At 67.2% G+C, this 20,657-nt stretch carries 12 protein-coding genes; 4 read left to right on the plus strand and 8 right to left on the minus strand.

Annotated elements, in window-relative coordinates:
* Positions 1-43 precede the first annotated feature (43 nt).
* Genes GC106_RS39495 through GC106_RS39505 form a run of 3 tightly spaced genes read left to right on the plus strand, consistent with a single transcriptional unit; the run spans position 44 to position 5,625 of the window.
* Positions 44-733 carry a hypothetical protein gene (locus GC106_RS39495; RefSeq protein ID WP_173141179.1) on the plus strand — a complete coding sequence of 230 codons (690 nt, stop codon included), beginning with the start codon at positions 44-46 and terminating at the stop codon, positions 731-733.
* 7 nt (positions 734-740) lie between these two features.
* Entirely contained in the window at positions 741-3,896 is a 3,156-nt protein-coding gene (locus GC106_RS39500; protein WP_173141182.1) for a helicase HerA domain-containing protein, read from the plus strand.
* A gap of 10 nt (positions 3,897-3,906) precedes the next feature.
* Positions 3,907-5,625, plus strand: coding sequence for an AIPR family protein (locus GC106_RS39505; RefSeq protein ID WP_173141184.1), 1,719 nt, complete (start codon positions 3,907-3,909; stop codon positions 5,623-5,625).
* A gap of 208 nt (positions 5,626-5,833) precedes the next feature.
* On the opposite strand, the gene GC106_RS39510 is transcribed toward GC106_RS39505, so the two are convergent.
* Positions 5,834-7,426, minus strand: coding sequence for an ABC transporter permease (locus GC106_RS39510; RefSeq protein ID WP_173141185.1), 1,593 nt, complete (start codon positions 7,424-7,426; stop codon positions 5,834-5,836).
* On the minus strand, positions 7,423-8,337 hold the full coding sequence (locus GC106_RS39515) for an ABC transporter ATP-binding protein (protein ID WP_173141187.1): 915 nt from the start codon (positions 8,335-8,337) through the stop codon (positions 7,423-7,425). Before GC106_RS39515 ends, GC106_RS39510 begins: the two co-directional genes overlap by 4 nt.
* Before the next feature lie 114 nt (positions 8,338-8,451).
* Between GC106_RS39515 and GC106_RS39520 the strand changes: the two genes are divergently transcribed.
* The gene (locus tag GC106_RS39520) at positions 8,452-8,925 is read left to right on the plus strand and encodes a GbsR/MarR family transcriptional regulator (RefSeq protein ID WP_312873244.1); all 474 of its coding nucleotides are present in this window, start codon (positions 8,452-8,454) and stop codon (positions 8,923-8,925) included.
* 259 nt (positions 8,926-9,184) lie between these two features.
* Here the strand turns inward: GC106_RS39520 and GC106_RS39525 are convergent, their stop codons facing one another.
* The 6 genes from GC106_RS39525 to GC106_RS39550 form a co-directional block, all read right to left on the minus strand.
* Positions 9,185-14,380 (minus strand): PDDEXK-like endonuclease domain-containing protein, encoded by a 5,196-nt coding sequence (locus GC106_RS39525; protein WP_173141191.1) that lies wholly within the window; start codon positions 14,378-14,380, stop codon positions 9,185-9,187.
* A 570-nt stretch (positions 14,381-14,950) separates the two neighbouring features.
* The gene (gene hpaD, locus GC106_RS39530; protein ID WP_173141193.1) at positions 14,951-15,997 is read right to left on the minus strand and encodes a 3,4-dihydroxyphenylacetate 2,3-dioxygenase; all 1,047 of its coding nucleotides are present in this window, start codon (positions 15,995-15,997) and stop codon (positions 14,951-14,953) included.
* Entirely contained in the window at positions 15,994-17,505 is a 1,512-nt protein-coding gene (gene hpaE, locus GC106_RS39535; RefSeq protein ID WP_173141195.1) for a 5-carboxymethyl-2-hydroxymuconate semialdehyde dehydrogenase, read from the minus strand. Before hpaE ends, hpaD begins: the two co-directional genes overlap by 4 nt.
* A complete protein-coding gene (gene dapA, locus GC106_RS39540; protein ID WP_173141197.1) occupies positions 17,502-18,461 on the minus strand; it encodes a 4-hydroxy-tetrahydrodipicolinate synthase in 960 nt (319 codons plus the stop codon). The genes hpaE and dapA overlap by 4 nt, the downstream gene beginning before the upstream one ends.
* Before the next feature lie 15 nt (positions 18,462-18,476).
* A complete protein-coding gene (locus tag GC106_RS39545) occupies positions 18,477-19,184 on the minus strand; it encodes a GntR family transcriptional regulator (protein ID WP_173141199.1) in 708 nt (235 codons plus the stop codon).
* Positions 19,166-20,596 carry a fumarylacetoacetate hydrolase family protein gene (locus tag GC106_RS39550; protein WP_173141201.1) on the minus strand — a complete coding sequence of 477 codons (1,431 nt, stop codon included), beginning with the start codon at positions 20,594-20,596 and terminating at the stop codon, positions 19,166-19,168. Before GC106_RS39550 ends, GC106_RS39545 begins: the two co-directional genes overlap by 19 nt.
* Positions 20,597-20,657 lie beyond the last annotated feature (61 nt).

Below are 20,657 nucleotides of genomic sequence, written 5' to 3' on the forward strand. Positions count from 1 at the left end.
GAGGTATGTCCGAAGCGGTAGTGTCGCCATGTAATTGTTCTTCATGCGGCTGCCGGAGAATCCGTACATGACGAATGAAGGTCCCCCGCTCACCCTCCCGGAAAGATCAGCTCTCCTCGCGTTGATGACCTTTGTCGGCGAGGCGTCGAACACGGAGATCAAGGACAGATACCGGTTCACAATCGACAAGGGCACTCGCGAGCGCCTGAAAGAACTCGACCTTATCACCGTCCATCAGGCAAGACAGCTGCGTAACGCCTATGTCCACACGTTGACCGAGGAGGGCTGGAGGCGCTGCCGGGAGGAACTGGATGCGGAGCCGTCGGGGCGCGTGGACAAGGGGTATCGCTTGCTTTACGGGGTGCTACGGCTGCTTGGTGAACATTTGACCAGGTGGGATCTGAAGCTCGCTGATCTCTTCAACGAGAAACCGCAGCCCGATTCGGTGGAAACCCGCGGTTATGCAGATTCGGATATTGACGAGGAGATACGTTCCGCCTATCGTGTTTTGGCCGCGCAGCCACGTGCGTGGGTCAGTTTGACACGGCTGCGCGAGAAGCTCGCCCACCTGTCGCGCGGAGAGCTGGACGCCGGCCTGGTGCGGCTCAACATGAATCCGCAGGCGCAACTGATTCCCGAGGAGAACCAGAAGGTCCTGACGGTTGCCGACCAGGCAGCCGCGATCCGGCTCGGCGGCGAGGACAAGCACGTGCTGTCGATCGACGTCACGTGAGGCTGCCATGGACGACCTCGAACGCCGCTTACTGGAGAGCCTGCGAATCAACTGGGCCCCGACACCCGAGGACGTGTGGGCACCGCCCGCTGCGCACGTCGACGGCCTTCATGACCGCACGCTGCGCACAGTCATGGACGCTTTCGCAGATGCCGAGGCCAGCGATGGTTCCAGCCCCCTCGGCGTCGCCGTCACGGGTCAGCACGGCTCGGGAAAGACCCACATGCTGAGCGTGATACGAGTCGAGGTACAGCGCCGCGGCGGTTACTTCTTCCTGGTGAGTCTGTTGCACGGCAAGGACTTCTGGCAGAACATCACCCACGCGCTGCGCACCGGGCTGTACCGTCCCGGCCCGGACGGCGAACGGCAGTTGGCCGTCGTGTTGCGTCGGCTCGCCGACTGTCTCGACCTGCCCGACGAGATCCGCGAGCAGGTCACCGGCCAGCGGATGCCCACCCGGCAGGGTCTCTTTCAGCTTGCTGCCGCGCTGGATGATCACGACATGCTCTGGGGCCACGAGTGCCGGAACACCGTGAAAGCCATGGCACTGCTCGTGGCGCCGGACCCGATGGCTCGTGAGATCGGCGAGTCGTACCTCATGTCCGGTAGTGAGACCCAGCCCGGCGAGCGCGCCGAATGGGGTATCCAGCCGGACACCAGGCCCGCACAGCAGATGGTCGGCGAGATATCCAGGCTGCTGTCGCTGACCGGGCCAAGCCTGCTCGCTGTCGACCAGATCGACACGCTGATGGCGCAGTCGACCCAGGCCACGGACCTGGGTGTGGTGAGCCCTGTCAGCCAACCCGATGACCACCTGCTGGAGGGGCTCGGCGTGGGGCTGATGGATCTGCGGCAGACCACCCACCGCACGGTCACCGTGGTGGCCTGCCAACCCCACGTTTGGCAACGGATAGGCAGCCACACCAACATCACGGTGAAGGAACGTTTCCGTCAGGAGTCCAGGCTGAACAACGTGCCATCCGTCGCCGTCGGGCAGGCGCTCGTCGAGACACGGTTTCGCTCGCTGTTCGCCGAGGCCGATTTCGACCCGGAGTACCCGTCCTGGCCGGTCCGGCCGTCAGCTTTTGCCGCGGCCCCGCACTTCACGCCCCGTGAGTTGTTCAAACGGATCGACGATCACGTTCGGTCCTGCCTGGACACCGGTGTCTTCCGCGAGCTGACCAACCTGCTGGAGGAGTCTCCGCCGCCCGCCGAGCGGGTATGTGCCCCGGCGCCCGCGCTGAACACTGTGGCGGCAGCGTACGCCGACCTGCTGGCCAACGCCGATCCCACGGCAGCCGTTCAGCAGAGGACTGAGGACGAGCGGATGCCTGCGTTGCTGGCCGCGGGGCTGCGCTCGTACATGTACGAACAGGGCAAGTACCGCGACCGGTACTCGCTCGACCCGCCGCCGGGGGACAACCCATCGCTGCACGCACGGTTGCGGTACATGGTCGACGAGCAGACCGGCGACCAGATGCACTGGTCCTTCCGGGCCATTTCCTCGTCCAACCACCTGAACGCGCAGAACCGTATCGAGCGGTTGCAGATCAACGCCGGTCTTGACCCGGACGTACCCAAGCGCAGGGCCTACCTGCTGCGCACCGGCGGCTGGTCAATGGGAACGCCGAAAACCAAACGGATGCTGGCGAACTTCAAGTCCGCGGGCGGCGTGCTCATCGACCCGGTATCCGCCGAGGACCTCCGGGTCTTCGCTGCTTTGGAACGGATGTGGGAGAAGCCGGGCGCGGATCTGTGGGTCTGGTTGGAACAGCACAAGCCGGCCAGCCAGACCACCCTGTTCAGGCAGGTGTTCGGCGAGCCCGATCTCTCGACGCAACAGCAGCCCGAGCCGGTAGTGCCAGAGCCCTCGCAGCAGGCGGTCTGGCCGGACATGGATCCGGACTCGGTCGCTCCGCCAACCGACACGGGATCGACGATCCCGCTGGGAACCAGCGTCGACACCGGCCGGCCGCTGATGGTCGGCCTGGAGTCGCTCCGCAAGCACACCGCGATCTTCGCCGGGTCCGGGTCTGGGAAGACCGTGCTTATCCGCAGGCTGGTTGAGGAGTGTGCACTACGGGGCGTGTCATCCATCGTGCTCGATCCCAACAACGACCTTGCCCGGCTGGGCGACGCCTGGCCGCAGGCTCCCGACGGGTGGCAGGACGAGGACGCGGCCAGGTCAGTGGAGTACCGGGACGGCACCGACGTCGTTATCTGGACGCCTCGCCGGGAGGCCGGCCGGCCGTTGACCTTCCAGCCCCTGCCGGACCTCTCGGCGGTCGTGGGTGATCCGGACGAATTCTCGCTGGCGCTGGACACAGCGGTCGCTGCCCTGGCGCCACGGGCACGGGCGGACGGATCCACAGCGAAAGCAGAACGAGCACGCGCGGTCCTCCGTGAGGCGTTGGCATGGTTCGCCCGCAAGGGAGGCACCCGACTACACGCGTTTCTCAACCTGCTCGCCGACCTGCCCGACGACATAACGACACTCAGCAAAGCCCACGACATGGCTGCCGACATGGCTCAGACCCTGATGGCCGCCAGGATCAACGACCCGTTGTTCGGAGGTACAGGTGAGCCGCTGGACCCGGGTGTCCTGTTGACTCCGCCACCCGGCAAGCACGCCCGCGTCTCGGTGATTAGCCTTATCGGCCTGCCGACCGACCAACAGCGGCAGAACTTCGTCAACCAGCTGCAGATGGCGCTGTTCGCGTGGATCAAACAGAACCCGGCCGGTGACCGGCCGTTGGGCGGCCTGCTCGTGATGGACGAGGCCCAGACCTTGGCGCCGTCCGGGATGATGACCGCCAGCACCGCGAGTACGCTCGCCCTGGCGTCTCAGGCCCGCAAGTACGGCCTGGGCCTGGTCTTCGCCACCCAGGCCCCGAAGGGCATCCACAACCGGATCGTCGGCAACGCGGCCACGCAGTACTTCGGCTTCATCAACAGCCCGGTCCAGGTGGCCGCAGCCAGGGAGATGGCGGCGGCCAAGGGGAGTGCTGTGCTGGACATCTCCCGGCTCAACGCTGGCGAGTTCTACGTGGTCGCCGAAGGACGTCCCTTCCAGAAGGTCATCGTGCCGATGTGCCTGAGCCACCACCCGTCGAGTGCGTTGACCTCGGAGGAAGTCCTGTCCAGGGCACGTGCCACCGGCTGAAGGAGTCACCGTGGACCTCGTCATCCAGGGCTTGGTCAAGGAGTTCCAAAAGGTACACAACCTGGGCGAGCTGCCGCCGGGCGAGGCTTTCGAGGCGTTCGCCGCGTACTGCGTGCTCAACTCGTACTACGAGGACGAGTTCAACCCGGACGCCTTCCGCACGGGCGGTGGCAACGACCTGGGCATCGACGCGGTGGGAATTCTGGTCAACGGCGAACTGCTGCACGACGCCGCGGACGTCCGGCAGGCGGTGGCGGACGCCCGCCAGTTGGACATCCGGATTGTCGTGGTCCAGGCCAAGACCACCACTGGATTCGAGACCAAGGTGGTCTCCGACCTGGCCGAGAACCTGCGTCACGTCGTTCAGCCAGGCAAGGTCCGCTACGCCGCCTCCGAGGATGTCACCAACTTCCGTGACGGTCTCCAAGCCATCTACGACAACATCGCCAAGCTGTCCGGTGCGCTGCCCCAACTGCACATGCATTACGTGACGACCGGACATCAAGTCGCGGACATGGTTGCGGCGAAAGCCCGTTCGGCTGAGGACAGCCTGATGGAGCTCGGCCGGTTCGACGCCGTGCTGTTCCAGTGTGTGACCAGCGCGGACCTGCGGGCTCTCTATCGGCGGGCCACCACCAAGGCAGCCGCCACGTTCCCCATGCCGAAGAAGGTTCCGCTGCCGAAGGTGCCCGGTGTGGAGCAGTCGCTGTTGGGTGTGGTGGCAGCCGGCGACCTGGTCGAGTGTGTGCTCACTGACGAGACCAACCGACTGCGCAAGGCCCTGTTCTACGAGAACGTCCGTGACTTCCAGGGGTACAACGAGGTCAACAAGCAGATCCGGGACACGCTGCTGGACCCAGTGCGGCGCGAGCGGTTCGCGGTCCTGAACAACGGAATCACGATCGTCAGCCGGGCACTCACGGTGATCGGCGACGAGGTTCATGTGGACGACTTCCAAATTGTGAACGGCTGCCAGACCTGTCATGTCCTGTTCGACCAGCGGGAACTGCTCACCAATGCCGTCCAGGTCAGCGTCCGGATCGTGCACTCGCAGGACGAGGACGTGATCAACGGGATCGTCGCCGCCACCAACCGGCAGACCGTGATCAGCGAAGAGGATCTCACGGTTCGTGAGGACTTCCATCGGTTGCTGGAGGACTATTTCCTGCACGGCAAGGATGAGCAGCGCAGGCTCTACTACGAACGCCGCACCAAGCAGTACAGCGAACGCAAGGACGTCGAGAAGACCCGCGTGATCACCCGGGCCCAGCTGACCCGCGCGTACCTGGCGATGTTCCTGGACGAGCCGGCCAAGCTGGGCCACTACAAGGCGCTCGTCGCGGCCAGGGGCAAAGAACTCTTCGTCGAAGGTCAGCCGCCAGGGCTCTACTACACTGCCGCGGCCACGTCGTACCGCCTGGAGTGGTTGTTCCGGAACCGACGCATTCCCACCGACTGGACGCCGGCCCGCTACCACCTTCTGGCCGCGATCAAGCTGCGCTTGATCGGCACGCGGCCGGTCTCTCGCAGTCCCAGGGCGGCCGAGCAGGAGTGTGAAAAGATCCTCAACATCGTCTGGGACGCCGCGGCCTCCGAACAACTGGTGCTGGACCTGCTGCACCCCCTCCAACGCGCGGTCGAGGCCGAACGAGCTAGTGGCGTTCCGTTAGGTGAGATGGTACGGACGCAACGGTTTGCCGACCGGTTTCGGCGGGAGGTCACCAAGTAGTTGAGGACCTCCCGCCACTTGCAGAGATGATTTCCCCGTCCGGGCGCCGGGACGAACGGGGAAGCGCGGACCTCGTGCCCATTCTGCTGAGATCGCCTCGACCCTGGTCGCAGAGGAACAAGCCAGACCCATCTCGGAACTATTGCGCCGACAGCCACCGCTTACACGGAGGCGACACCGAGAACGCCACCCAACGGTCGTAGACGCCTCAGCCGAGGTCACGGCGACGGAGACCAGCCATCCCGGCTGTCACCAGGCCGGCCACGACGACGACGAACCACAGCAACGGGACGACGGCGAACTCCGCGCTCGGCAGCGCCGGGGTCTGCGCGAACGGGGAAATCCACATGAGACTCTCGCTGGCGCCACCGTAGGCCACAGCGAATTCGAGGAGGAAGCACAGGCCGAGCACGGCGTAGGCAGCAGGCGCGGCGAAGCGGGGTGCGATGCCGTACAACGCCGCCGCGATGGCGGCCAGTACCAGGATCGAGGGCGCCCGGACCACGGCAGCGGCGAGCAGCCGCGGCAACTCGGCACCCACGTCGCCGGTGGCCAGGCCGTAGATCAGGCCCATGCCAAGACCGAGGCCGGCCAGCACAATGACCGTGCCCGCCGCGGCCACGAACAAATGCCCGCCCGCCCAACGGAGCCGGCTGACCGGTCCACTGAGGACGGTGTCGGCCCGGGTGGACAGCTCCTCGGCCCGCAGCCGCAGGGTCGCCTGGATCGCGTAGATCGTCACCACCTGGCTCAGCAGGTAGATGATCAGTGCGAAGAAGCTGTCCACCGGACGACCGCCGCCGCCTATCTGCGCCATCAAGTCACGCAGTGCCTGGCTGTCATCGACTTGGTCGGTGATGGCGTCGGCGGTGGTGCCGAGCACAGCGCCGAACGCGGTGACGGCGACCGCCCAGGCGATCAGCAGGCCGCGGTGCAACCGCCAGGCCAGGGCCAACGCGGACCGCAGCCGGGGAGCCGCGGTGGCCGGACCGAGCCGGGCAGGCAAGATCCCGGCGCCGAGGTCGCGGCGCGCGGAGATCGCGTAGGCCGCGGCCACGAGCAACGCCACCAGTCCGGCGACGAGCGCCAACGGCCACCACTGGTCGCCGGCGAAGGGACGCATCTCTTGGGTCCAGCCGAAGGGGGACAGCCACCGCAGCCATGACGTCTCGCCCGCGTCGGCGATCGCCCGGATCGCGTAGCAGACACCCACGCCCGCGGCAGCGAGACCGATGGCGGCCCGCGAACTCGCGGTGAGTTGCGCCGCCAGTGCGGCGAGCGCGGCGGCGACACAGCCGGCGGCGGCGAACGACAGGGCGAGTGTCAGCGACCCGCCGATCGGCAGCCCCTGGGCGGCGAAGCCCAGCGTCATCAGGACGGCCGCGCCCAGGTTTGCGGCGAACGCCACGAGCAGGGCCGCGGCCAGCGCGGCGTGTCTGCCCACCACGGTCGAGCCGAGCAGTTCGCTGCGGCCGGACTCCTCCTCAGCCCTGGTGTGCCGGACGATCAGCAGCAGGCTCGCCAGCGACAGCAGCAGCGCGACCTGCCCACGGATCCGCCAGGCACCGATCCCCGCGGCGGAGGGGTCGAAGATCGGGCCGATCATCATCAGCTGCGCCGGGTTGCCGTTGGTGGTGCTGAGGAATTCGAGGCGGGCCGCCTCGGTCGGATAGGTGCCCTGCACCGACGCAAGCACCCCGATCGCGAACAACGCGGCAAGGCCGAACCACGCCGGGAGCCGCACCCGGTCGCGGCGAACGATCAACCGGACGAGCCCGCCGGTGCCGGTCAGCGTGGTCATCGGGCCGCCACCTCCTGCTCGGCGCGCAGGTCGTCCCCGTAGTGGCGCAGGAACATCTCCTCCAGCGTGGGCGGCTGGCTGACCAGGCTCTGGACACCGGCCGCGGCCAGCTCTCGCATCAGCTCGGCCAGCCCGTCGCCGTCGACCTGGCAGCGCACCCGGCGACCATCCACTTCGAGAACACGCACCCCAGGCACATCCCCGAGCCTTGGCATGGCCCCGGTCAGCTCGGCCGTGACCGTGGTGCGGGTGAGTCGGCGCATCTCGGCGAGCGTGCCGGACTCCACGGTGCGGCCGCGCCGGATGATGCTGACCCGGTCGCACAGCGCCTCGACCTCGGACAGGATGTGGCTGGACAGCAGCACTGTCCGCCCGCGGCGGCGCTCGTCAGCGACGCACTCCTGGAACACCGCCTCCATCAACGGATCCAGCCCTGAGGTGGGCTCGTCCAGGACCAGCAGCTCCACATTGGACGCGAACGCGGCGACCAGGGCCACCTTCTGCCGGTTGCCCTTGGAGTAGGTGCCGCCTTTCTTGCGCGGGTCCAGTTCGAACCGGTCCAGCAGGTCGGCTTTGCGCCGCTGGTCGATCCCGCCACGCATCCGGCCGAGCAGGTCGATCACCTCGCCGCCGGTCAGGTTCGGCCACAGTGTCACGTCCCCGGGCACGTAGGCGAGCCGACGGTGCAACTCCGTCGCGTCGGCCCATGGGTCGCCACCGAGCAGCCGGGCCTGACCGCTGTCCGCCCGCAACTGACCCAGCAGGACTCGGATGGTCGTGGACTTCCCCGCGCCGTTCGGGCCGAGGAAACCGTGCACCTCGCCGGTCAGGACGGTCAGGTCGAGACCGTCGAGCGCCCTGGTCTGGCCAAATGTCTTGACCAGCCCGGACACCGAGATCGTGTTCGTCATGACGGGTACACTACACATAGTTCATGAATTTTGTGAACTTCAAGAACGATGTGAGCGGCGGGCCCGCGCGAGCGATCGCTAGGCTCTCTGCCCGAGATGGAGGGAGAACCAGGCGTGAACGACGGAACCAACCAGGACTCCGACGAGCGACGCTTCCTCGAGCGGTTCGCCGTGGTCCTGTCCGACTCCGGCTACCCGCGCATGGCCGCCCGCGTGTTCTCCGCACTCCTGCTGTCCCCCAACGGCAAGCGCACCGCCGCCGAGCTCGTCGAACTGCTCGGCGTCGGCCCGTCAGCCATCTCCGGCGGCATCAACTACCTCCTGCGCACCGGCATGGCGGTCCGCGAACGAGACCCCGGCCAACGCCGCGACCACTACGGCGTCCACCAACTGGCTTGGTTCGAAGCGCTGACCTCGAGCGACAACGTGTACCGGCGCTTCGAAGACGTCGCCCACGAAGGCACGAAGATCTTCGGCACCCGGACCGAGGTAGGCGCCCGCCTGGCACAGACCGAGCGCTTCTTCGCCTTCCTGCGCGAGGAGATCCCCCAGCTCATGCGCAAATGGAGGGAACTGGACGGGACCTGAAGCCATGTGGCCGGCCGGGAGAACAGTTCCGGACGGCCGACCTGGCCGTACTGCGGCCGCCGGACAGCAGTGCCTGTGTCGGCGCGGTGCTCCAGGTAGCGCCGCAACCGGTCTCTGCGTCGAACGTCATCCCGCGCTGGACCGCCACCCGCACGAACCAAGTGAGCCGTGACCGGCCCGCAGTGACGGTTCGGTCGGGGCGGATGAACACCCCATGCCCGCTACTGGTGGTCCTTGCCGCACGCTCCGGCTGACGCCGTCAGAATCGGAGGCTCTGGACTGCGGCGAAGCGGTTCTTGACGTTGTCGGTGAGCCGTTTCAAGCCGAGCAGTTCCAACACAGCGCGCTGCGACGCCTCGACGCCGGTGTTTCCGTCCCGTTCAGCGACGTGGTCGAGCAGGGCCGCCAGTTCCTTCGGAGGCACTTCATCGAAGGACCGCGGTCCCAGGTGGCGCGTCCGCACCTCCGGTTGTTCGGGCAGCCGGTAGGTGCGCGGTTTGACCCCGCTCTCACCGAGCGGGTTGTCTTCAACGAGCCGTCCTTCCCGGACTGCCTGCGCGATCGCCTTGTTCAACTCGCTCGCGATCGGCTTCGTGACTCTGATCGCGCCCGAAGCGCGGACGTAGGCGGTGTGCAGCCGGCTCCCCAACACGGGTCCCTCAGCTTCGACCAGGCGCATCAAGCCCTCGAGCAACTCCCGCCGTGACGCTTCAGCAACCTGGATCACCGTTCCGTCGAACTGCCGGTACTCCGCAAGCACCGCGTCCGAAGCGGGTGGCATCCGCTCCTCGGCTACCAAGGCCGGTGACTCGTCTTCGTGCGCCACAACAAACGGCAGGGACGCGTCCGCTTCGGCAACCGGTGCCTCGGACTCCGGTACGACGGGCTCAACCACGACCTGCGAGGGCACGGTCTGCTCTGGCGTTATCCGCTCGGCAGCCGGTTCGGACGTCGCCGGCTCAAGCTCGATCGTCGCTTGCGTGGGCTCAACGATCGCCGGCGACGGACGCGGCACCTCGGCGTCGGGCACCCAGCCGGAGGGGTGGATGTCCAATTCGTGCAACGCCGTCCACAGCCGGGCCAGGACCGCGGGCCGGTCGGCGTAGAACTCCGATTCGCGGATACGGAAGAACCGCCAGCCGCACCGTTCCAGGTCACGCTGCCGGGCGAGATCGCGTTCGTAGGCCTCCGGGCCGTGCCACGCGTCGCCGTCACACTCGACCGCCAGCCTGGTCTTGCCGCCCACTACCACCAGGTCGATCCGGTAGCCCTCGGCCGGGTACTCGGGGATGACGCTGTACCCGCGGTCCACGAGTCTGTTGAACACCCGCTGCTCGAACAACGAGTCGAACGGCTCCACCCGCCGATCCTCGGGGACAACCGTGTGCCTGGCGTCGTCCTGGTGCCCCACGTGCCCGGACACCGCATAGCAGTAGTCCAGCAACTGGAACCGCATGTCCTCGGGGTTTCCGAGGTCGGACAGGCGCAGTGAGTGGAACACCCACATCTGGTCCTTGGCGCGGGACGCGGCCACGTTGAAGCGTTGGACGTTCAGATCCTGGGTCAGCGCGCCGATTCGCTTGCCGGGCTCCGCGGCCTTGACCATGGACAGGAACATCACGTTGCGCTCGGAGCCCTGGAAGTCGGCCGAGTCGCCGCATCGCAGGTCGCGTGCTTTCCATTCCTCCTTCGGGATGCGCTCCAGCAGGCGCTTCTCGATCGCCTTGGCCTGTGCCCGGCCGAGCAGCGACACGACGCCGAACGTCAGGCCGTCGTAGCGGGGATCGGTGATGCACTTCTCGATTTGCTCGACGATGGCGTCCGCTTCCACGGGGTTGACCTTGTCGGTCACACCGCGCTCGTAGCCGTTGTCGAGGAACACCGGCTTGATCGGCTCCAGGCGGTCCGCGCCGTACTGGCGTACGGGCACCAGCCGGATGCCGTCGGGCTCGTAGGCGATCCGGTTGGAGAAGCCGATGATCTCGGGCACGCAGCGCCGGTGCTCGATGAGCGTGGTCATACCCTCGAAACGCATCTTCGCCTCGTCGAACAGGCTGCGCTTAGGGTCTTGCCACGACGCACGGTATGGGTCGTCCCACAGGTACTGGTCGGCGAGGTCACGCAACTGCTGCTGGTCAATACCCACGGCCGTGGGCGAGACCTGCTTGTCGTCGCCGATGACCACGATCTTGGGCGCGAGGTACTGCAGGAACGTCGCTTCCAGACCCGCCTGCGAAGCCTCGTCGACCACCACGACGTCGAACATGTCCGGCTGGACGCGCAACTGCTCGGCGATCCGGTACACGGGCATGATCCACACCGGGACCGTCGGGCGGCAGCGGTCCATGGCCGCCTTGATGTCGGCCCTGCGCTTGTCGGCATAGATGCCGGTCCCTTTGCCGAGCAGCTTGACCAGCTGGGCGTACTGGAGCAGGTCGGCACGGGCCTTGCCGGAAAGCCGCTCGGGTGCCACGGCGTGTCCCCATGCCCGTTCTGCCGCAAGCTGTTCGACCCGGCGGCGCAGCTCTTCCTCGGTGCGCAGCACGTCAGACTGGAGGGCGTTGACGTCCTCGGCACGGTACCCGCGTACCCATGCTCGTGCCACGGTCCACGCCCACGTCGCGTCCCAATCGGCCAGCCTCTCCATCCAGCTGGGGTCATGTGGGTCGGCGGACACGGCCTCATACACGCCGGGTAGCAAGCGAACCAGGGCCGCCGCGATCTCATCGCGCCGACGCGCCAACCGAGCGACCTCAGTCAGACGCACCAGCCTCTGGTGGGCGGCCGCGTACGACTCGTGGTCCCGCTCTTCGACAGCTTGCATCAACTGCTTCACGCACGGTGCGGCATCCGCCCACTGCGCCACATCGGCAATGGTCCGCGCGACCTCCAGAAGCGGCGCGGTAGCAGCGGTGCGTGCGTCGGAAGCCGCAGCAGCGTCAACGAGCCGGGCATAGGTCTGAACGGCGTCAAGGTCAGTCCAATTCGGACGCGGGAGTCCGAGTCCTGCCAAGCCGCGTTCCTCTGCTTCGAGGGCTTCCCCCAGCGTCAGCACACGGCGCAGTTGCGCGAGCTCGGTCACGTGCCACTGCAGCCGTTCGCTCAGGGTGTCCTCTGCGGGAATGCGCACTGAATCGGGCCACGCCTTGTCCAGCGCGCCCAGCGTCCTGGTGGCGTCGGCCCACGTCATGAACATGTCGAGCTGGTCGGCCCTGGTGGGCGGAACGCCGTTGACCCGCACCGCCTGGAACAAAGGCTGGGCCTGCTTCACCGCCTTGGGAGTGAAGGCACCCAGCTTGGGCGAGCCGTCCGGGTTGGTTTTGAGGCTGCCGCCATCGCCGACGTGCGCACGAAGCGCACCGGCCAGCGCAACGAGCGTGCCCACTTCGGCGCTGCCGACGTGCACCTCGGTGAGCGGGCCGAGCCGGTCGACGAGCGGGCCCACGCGCTCGATGAGCTGGGCGACCTGCTCCCCGCGCGACCGCCAGATGGCCGCACGGCCGGCGAGCACATCGGACAGTGCGTCGTTCATCCACTCCTCGCGCCGCCGGGACAAGTCCTCGGCCTCCCGCGCGAAACCGTTGAGCCGCTGCCGCAGCACAGTTCGAGTGGCCTGGTCCAGGCGACGGACGGCATCGAACGCCGTGTGCCGTGTGAGGCTGCCGTGTCCCTCTTCCGCGGAAATTGCCTGCCGTTCCGCGGTCACCAGAGCGACGAACGCGTTGGGTTCAGGCACATCCGCGAGAGACAGCAGCCTGAGCCGCGACTCGGACTCGTCAGCGTTCAGAGCTTCGTCCACGACGCTTCGATGCCAGTCGACTATGTCGCTCGCCGGGACCGGCGAGGGGCCGACGTCGGTCACAGCAGTCAGGCCGGTCATCCACTCGAAGCGGTCCTGTTCCGCTTCCACACGCTGCGCGATGGCGGCGAGCGTGCCGCGATAGCCGCCGATCTCGTGCTCGGCTACCTCTTCGCCGCGTGCATCGACTAGCCGGCGGTACAGCCCAGCGCGACGTCGGCGAAGACCTTCGATCGCCGCGAGATGATCCTCGACTGCCCGCCGCGCGACCTCAGCGTCATACTCGCCGGCCACGTGGCTGATCCGCTCGACGGCGACCTTGAGCTCCGCCAGGTCCGAACGAGAGGAGCCGACGACCGACACGGCCAGTGGTGCGATGGATTCGGGCAGTTTCGCCCGTACCTCTTTCAAGGCGCGATCGGTGTGCGCCGTGACCAGCACCCGCTTGCCCTGCGCGAGCAGGTGGGACAGCAGAGCGGCGACGGTGTGGGTCTTACCCGTTCCGGGCGGGCCCTGAACAAGGGTCTGGGCCTTCGCGTCGACCTGCGCGAGGACTCGCAGCTGCCGATCGTTGACCGGCAAAGGCAGAAAGGGATCGGTGTCCACCTCAACGAGTGCGCCCGGTTCGGGCGAGCGCTCAGCCGCCGGCCGATGGTCGGGATCGACGAGCGGGAGCAGTCCATCCGGGACGACGCCGGACTCGGCGAGCTGCACTGCGACCGAATCGAGGATGTCGACGATCCCTTGCCGGGAACGCCTACGCAGAATGACTGCGGGCGCGAACGCCGCCACGGCGTGCGCCACTGGCTTCTGCGGGTCGTCCTCGTCGACGTAGGCAGCGTCGCCGTCAAGGGCGTGCACCAGTCGCCGCACCACACCGCCCACAACGTCGCGGTGCACAACAGCGACGTCGAGCTCGCGGGCCTCGTTCCTGATCTGCACGACGTGTTGCGGATTGGCCACCCGACCGGGGTCGAGCATGTCCAGCTCGACGTTCAAGCCGTCCGCGACCTCCGCCTGGTGGAGGGACAACCGTCCGGTGTCGTCGTCGAAGTGGATCACGGCGGGCACGGTGATGAGGTGCCGCCGGACGACATGGTGAGCAGCCGGTGCCCAGGACAGGCATCCGACACCAGCCACCAGTTCGAGTTCCTCCGAGTGTCCCGACGCGGCGACGTAAGCGGAGAACAGGTCATTGTAGACGTTCCGAACCGGTCGATCTGTCCGTTCACCCTCGGCCCAGAGCGACCATCGAGCCATCCACTCCGCATGGGCATCACGGATCTCGGGCACGTCGATGAGCACCGTGCGCCGCTCTCCTTCACCGATTTCCTCGCGCAGGCGCGGCGGGGTGTCCGGGTCGTCCCATATTCCAGCCAGCCACAGCCGAAGCTCCGCGTCAGGCTCGGGCGGATCCTGGTAGGCGACCCGCTCCACAGTGAGCAAGGCGCTGCCGGGCTCTGGCGCGTCCTCGTGGTGCGCGGGTCGAATCGCAGGGTGCTCGGGCAACTGCCCGAACCACAGCACCGACTCGTAGCTGTCGGTCGTGCGAGGCGGATTGGACTTGAGCTGTTGGCTTCGCGCGAGGAACTCGAAAAGCCTTACCGCCCGATCGACCGCAGTGCTCTGCGGATTCGGAGCAGCGCCGTCGTTCACCACAGCCGTCCCTTCCTCTCTGACCGACAATGGTGCTCATCGCTCCGAACACGCCCGGCGATACAGCCGACACCACACCGTTATAAACCCTGGCTCTGCGGTGTTCGACGCACGTGTTTATCAGCATTGCTCACCACGAGTCTCAGGCACAATTCGCTCATCGACTGGCGCGAATGCGCTCAACCGAGCTGGACTTGAAGCCCTTCACGACCGAGATCACGATCCTGCTCTGCGGAGTCGTACAGTGGTCGCTCCAGCTCAAAGTTACCCACTCCGGAGGCGACCCGAATAATGCCGTGCGAGGATCGGATCGACTCGTACACGACACAGCAGCACAGAACTGAAAGTTTCAGTCATCAATGAAAGGTTGCTCGTTCAGGTGACGGCTTATCCACACGGTCGGCATTGTCGGTGCTTACGCGGTAGAGATCGTTCATCGCGCTCTGGTTCGGACATGTCGGTGCTGCGAAGGCACTGGCACTTGAACGGATCGTTCGGTTGTAGCCGCAGGCCTTCCCGCTCTTCCCGGGCACAACGCGGTGGCTGTGCTCGGGTTGTCCTGACGGTCGGTCAGACCTGTTCGCCCAGTTTGAACTCCTTCTGCTGCCGCGTTGTGTAGGAGAATCCGTCCGCGCCGATCGTGACGTCGGCTTCGTGGGCCTCTGAGCGTGCGATCAGGGGCTGTGGTTTCCCGTCGAGGTCGAGCACGGTCGACGCCTCGGAGTACCAGCTTGGCACCACGGGATTGCCCCACCAGTCACGGCGCTGGTTGTCGTGGACGTCCCAGGTGATCACCGGGTTGTCCGGGTCACCGGTGTAGTAGTCGTGGGTGTAGAGCTCGATGCGGTGTCCGTCGGGATCGCGGAGGTAGAGGTAGAACGCGTTCGAGACGCCGTGCCGGCCCGGGCCACGCTCGATCATGCCCGATTTCCGCAGTGCGCCGAGGTGATCGCAGATGTGCAGGATCTGGTGGCGCTCGTGACTCGCGAACGCGATGTGGTGCAGCCGGGGCCCGTCGCCGCCGGTGAGGGCGACGTCGTGGACGGTCGGCTTGCGGAACATCCAGGCCGCGTACACCGTGCCTTCGTCGTCCTGGATGTCCTCCGACACGCGGAAACCAAGCCCCTCGTAGTACTTCCGTGCCGCCGGGACGTCAGGCGTGTCGAGGTTGAAATGGTCCAGCCGCGCCAGCGCTCCGGCACCGTGCACGTCGTAGCGCTGGGTGAAACGCTCGACGTGCTCGGCCTCGTGGAAGAACTCGACTGGGAAACCGAGGGGGTCCTCGACGCGTACGGCCTCTCCAATGCCGCGGGTGGCGCCCGCCGCACGGCGTTCCACGCGTACGCCCAGTTCTCCGTAGTACGCTTCGGCGAGATCGAGGTCCGCCGCCGACCGGACACGGTAGGCGAGTACGGCGAGCGCGGGCAGATCGCCCTTGCGCAGCACCAGTGAATGGTGCAGGTATTCCTCGAACGCCCGCAGGTACAGTGCTTCGTCGTCCTCGTATGTCACCACGAGCCCGAGCACGCCGACGTAGAAGTCACGGGAGGCCGGCAGATCAGTGACGACAAGTTCGGCGTAGGCGCAGCGGATGACGTCCGGCGGGCTCGTGGTCATGACTGTCCCTTCTGGACGGTTCCGAACCGGGGCGTGTGCACCGGTCCGAGCGTGACGTGGATCGCCTGCTGATGGGTGTAGAAGTCGAGCGAGCGGTAGCCGCCCTCCTTGCCGAGCCCGGACGCCTTCACCCCGCCGAACGGCGTGCGCAGGTCCCGGACGTTGTGCGAGTTCAGCCAGACCATCCCGGCCTCGACCGACTGCGCGAAGGTGTGGGCGCGCTCCAGCTTGGCCGTCCAGAGGTAGGCGGCCAGGCCGTACCTGACGCTGTTGGCCAGCGCCAAGGCCTCCGCCTCGGTGTCGAACGGGGTCAGCGAGACCACCGGTCCGAAGATCTCCTCCTGGAAGATCCGGGCGTCCGGGGCGACGTCGGCGAAAACCGTGGGGGCGACGTAGTTTCCGGTGCTCAGACCGGGCGGACGGCCGCCGCCGGCCAGCAGCCGGCCTTCGGACTTGCCGAGCTCGACGTAACTCATCACCTTCTCGTAGTGCTCGGGGTGCACGAGGGCGCCGACTTCGGTGGCAGGGTCGTGGGGGTCACCGACGACGATGTTGCGCGCCCGCTCCGCGTAGCGCTCGCAGAACTCGTCGTAGATCGGGCGCTCGACGAGGATGCGGCTGCCCGCGGTACAACGTTCGCCGTTGAGGGAGAACACGCCGAACAGTGTCGAGTCGAGCGCGGCGTCCAGATCGGCGTCGGCGAACACGATCACCGGGGACTTGCCGCCCAGCTCCATCGACATTCCCTTGAGGCCGGCCGCGCAGTTGCGGAAGATCGTCTGCCCGGTCGTGGTCTCACCGGTGAACGAGATCAGCGGGACGTCCGGGTGCTTGACGAGCGCGTCGCCTGCCTCCTCACCGAAGCCGTTGACGAGGTTGAAGACCCCGTCCGGTACGCCCGCGCCGGCGAAGATGCCCGCCCACAGGCTCGCCGACAGCGGCGTGAACTCGGCGGGCTTCAGCACGACTGTGCAGCCGGACGCCAGCGCCGGTGCCAGCTTCCAGCTCTCCAGCATGAACGGCGTGTTCCACGGCGTGATCAGCCCGGCGACACCGACCGGCTTGCGGTGCACGTAGTTCACCTGGCCGCCGGGCACCTCGTAGGTGTCATCGGCCTGCGCCACGATCAGATCCGCGAAGAACCGGAAGTTCTCCGCGGCGCGCCGAGCCTGGCCGAGCGCCTGGGTGATCGGCAGCCCGGTGTCGAACGTCTCCAGCTCGGCGAGCCTGGCGTCCTGGGCCTCGACCGCGTCGGCGATCTTGTTCAGCACCCGGGCCCTGGCGCGCGGAACCATGTGTGGCCACGGTCCGTCGGTGAACGCGGTGCGCGCGGCGGCGACAGCGCGATCGACGTCCTCGGCCTGTCCCGCCGCCGCGGTGACGTACGGCTCGTTCGACGCCGGGGCGAGCACGTCGAAGGTCTTGCCCGAGACACTGTCGAGGAGCTCACCGCCGATGTAGTGCTGGAGCCGTCCGGGCAGGCCGTCCGGAACGTGACGGGTCGTCATGCTTTTCCTTCCCCGGTGGATCGCACGGTGAAGCCCTCGGCCGGGCTGAGGTACTTCGCGCCTTCGGTCATCAGCTCGGTGATCCGGGCGAGGCCGGGTCCGGTCGGCGGGATCAACGGCGGCCGGACGTGCCCGGACCCGATCAGCCCGCGCTGCCGCAGGACCCACTTGCCCGGCGCCGGGTTGGTCTCCACGAACAACAGGTCGGCCAGGGGATGCAGGCCGTAGTGGATCTCCCGGGCGCGCTCGTGGTCACCCGACTCCCACGCGGTGTACATCTCGGCGCAGGCGGCAGGCGCGATGTTGGCCGTCGCACTGACGAATCCAGCGCCGCCGAGAGCCAGCAGCGGCAGGCACAGCAACTCGATCCCGGACCACACCAGCAGTTCCCGCCCGCACAGGTGCAGCACGCGGGAGAAGTGCTCGAAGTCCTTCGTCGTCTCCTTGATGCCGACGAAGTTGTCGCACGAACGGAACAGCCGTGCGACCGTCTCCGGCGCGATGTCGACGGCGGTGCGGCTGGGCACGTTGTAGGCGACGATCGGCAGCTCGGGGAACTCTGTCGCGACCGTGCGATACCAGACGTACAGAGCTTCCTGGGTCGGCCGCGCGTAGTAAGGCGTGATCACCAGCACCGCGTCGGCGCCGGCGTCACGAGCGGCAGCGGTCAGTTCCAGTGTCTCGTCAAGCTTCGCGGTGCCGGTGCCCGGGACGAAGGGGACCCGGTCATCGACCGCCGCGCCCACCGTGCGGATTGCCTCGGCGCGCTCGGCGACGGTCTGGGCGCCGGGTTCGCCGGTGGAGCCGCCGATCGAGATACCGTGAGTGCCGGACGCGAGTTGCCAGTGCACCAGGTTGACGAGCCCTTCGTGGTCCACCGCGCCCTCAGCGGTGAACGGCGTCATCAGCGGTGCGATCGACCCGCGGATGGCGTGGGGGTCGGACCGGAATCGCATGGGTTTCCTTCCAGGTCAGTGGTGGCGGGCAGCCTCGTGGTCGAGGAACGCCGCCAAGGTCGCCAGCCGGTGGGCCCGCACGGCCTGTTCGATCTCGGCCGCGGGGGCGCCGCGCGTGAGCAGGTCGAGGATGGTTTCGTGTTCGGCCACGGATTGCCGGGCGCGGCCGGGGACGAAGCTGAACGTCGACGTGCGCAGCCCGCTCAGCCGGTTCCAGCAACGCTGGACGAGGTCAAGCACCTGCGGGTTGGGGCACGGCCGGAACAGCACGCTGTGGAAATCGTGGTTGAGCGCGGTGAACCGCGCCGGTTCGAAGTCACCGAGGCAGTCGGCGAGTTCGTCGTTCAGACGGCGTGCTTCGGCCAGCGCGTCAGCAGACAACAACGGCGCGGCGAGAGAGGCGGCGTATCCTTCCACCAACGCCAGCGTCTCCATCGTGTGCTGGTACTCGCTGTTGTCGACCATCGCGACGTGCGCGCCGACGTTGCGCTCGTAGGTCACCAGCCCTTCGGCCTCCAGCAGCCGCACGGCTTCCCGGACCGGGACGACGCTGACACCGAGTTCCTGGGCGAGGTTGCCGAGCACGAGCCGGTAGCCGGGGGAGAAGGTGCCGTCGGCGATCCTAACCTTGATCCAGTGGTAGGCGATGCGTGACTTGCTCATCGCCTTGTTGTTCACCGGTTTGTTGTTCGCCGCCTTGTTGTTCACCGCTTCGCGAGCCATTCGGCGTACCTCCCGCGCCAGTACTCGTCCATGGGGTACAGCCCTTCGACGCGTTCGCCGGCGGCGACCTGTTCGGCGATGAACGTCTCCTGCCGTTCCTGTTCGATCGCCGCGCCGACGACTTCCTCGATCAGGTGCGGCGGAATGACCAGGACACCGTCGTCATCGCCTACGATGACGTCACCTGGGCATACCGCGGCGCCGCCGCAGGAAATCGCGATGTCGATGTCCCAGGGCACGTGCCGTCGGCCGAGAACGGCAGGGTGCGCCCCGGTATGGTAGACCGGAATGTCCAATGAGGACACGGCGGCGAGGTCGCGGACGCCGCCGTCGGTCACGATCCCGGCCGCGCCCTGGACCTGGGCGCGCAGCGCGAGGATGTCGCCGACCGTCCCAGTGCCGCGTTCCCCACGGGCCTCCATGACCAGGACATCGCCGGGACCGAGTGCGTCGATCACGAGCTTCTGTGCGTTGTACCCGCTTCCGTGTTCGCGGAACAGGTCTTCGCGGTACGGCAGGTAGCGCAGTGTTCGTGCGCGGCCGGTGAGCCGGACGCCGGGGCGGGTCGAGGTGAGGCCGTCGATCGACACCGCGTTGTACCCGCGTTTGCGCAGCTGCGCGGAAAGCGTCGCGACACCCACGGATTCGATCCGTTCCCGTAGTGACGCGTTCAGCGTGAACTCTGGCTCGGCCTTGCCGTACGCGTCCCTGCGTTGCTGGTCGTCCACCCGGGGGAGTGCCCCGTACGGTCCGAAAGGGACTGTCCCTTGGGTGATCGGTGTGACCAAGCGGCCGGTGGTGCGCCCCTCGGTGTCGACCTCGACCTCGATCACGTCACCGGGACCGGCGACCGAGGCGCCCGCCGGGGTGCCGGTCAGCATGACGTCACCGGGTTCGAGGGTGATCAGCTGGGACAGGTCGGCGACCAGCCTGCCGAAGTCGAACAGCAGATCAGCGGTGGTGTCGTGCTGGACGAGTTCGCCGTTGAGCCAGGTGCGTAGCCGTAGCGCGGCGGGATCGATGTCAGCGGCGGGCAGCACCTCGGGGCCGATCGGGGTGAACCCGTCACCGCCCTTCGAACGCAGGTTGCTGCCTTTGTCGGCGTAGCGAAGATCGTAGACGCCGAAGTCGTTGGCAGCCGTGACTCCGGCGACGTACGACCAGCCGTCCGCCGGGGTGACGCGGCGGGCCGCCCTGCCGATGATGAGCGCGATCTCGCCTTCGAACCCGAGCAGTTCGGTCCCCGCCGGGCGTTCGAGCACGGCGCCGCTCGCCGCGACCGATGTCGGCGGCTTGAGGAAGTACGACGGCTGATCGGGAACGCGGCCGCGCTGTGCGGCGCGGGAGCGGTAGTTGAGGTGCAGCGCGATGATCTTGCCGGGCCGCTCCGGGAAGGGGACTGGGCTGGTCATACACCGTTCCTGCCTGCTGACGGGCAAAATATCACAAATAATATACGATCTGGCGCGGGTG

This window comes from Kibdelosporangium persicum (assembly GCF_013280595.1).
Taxonomy (GTDB): domain Bacteria; phylum Actinomycetota; class Actinomycetes; order Mycobacteriales; family Pseudonocardiaceae; genus Kibdelosporangium; species Kibdelosporangium persicum.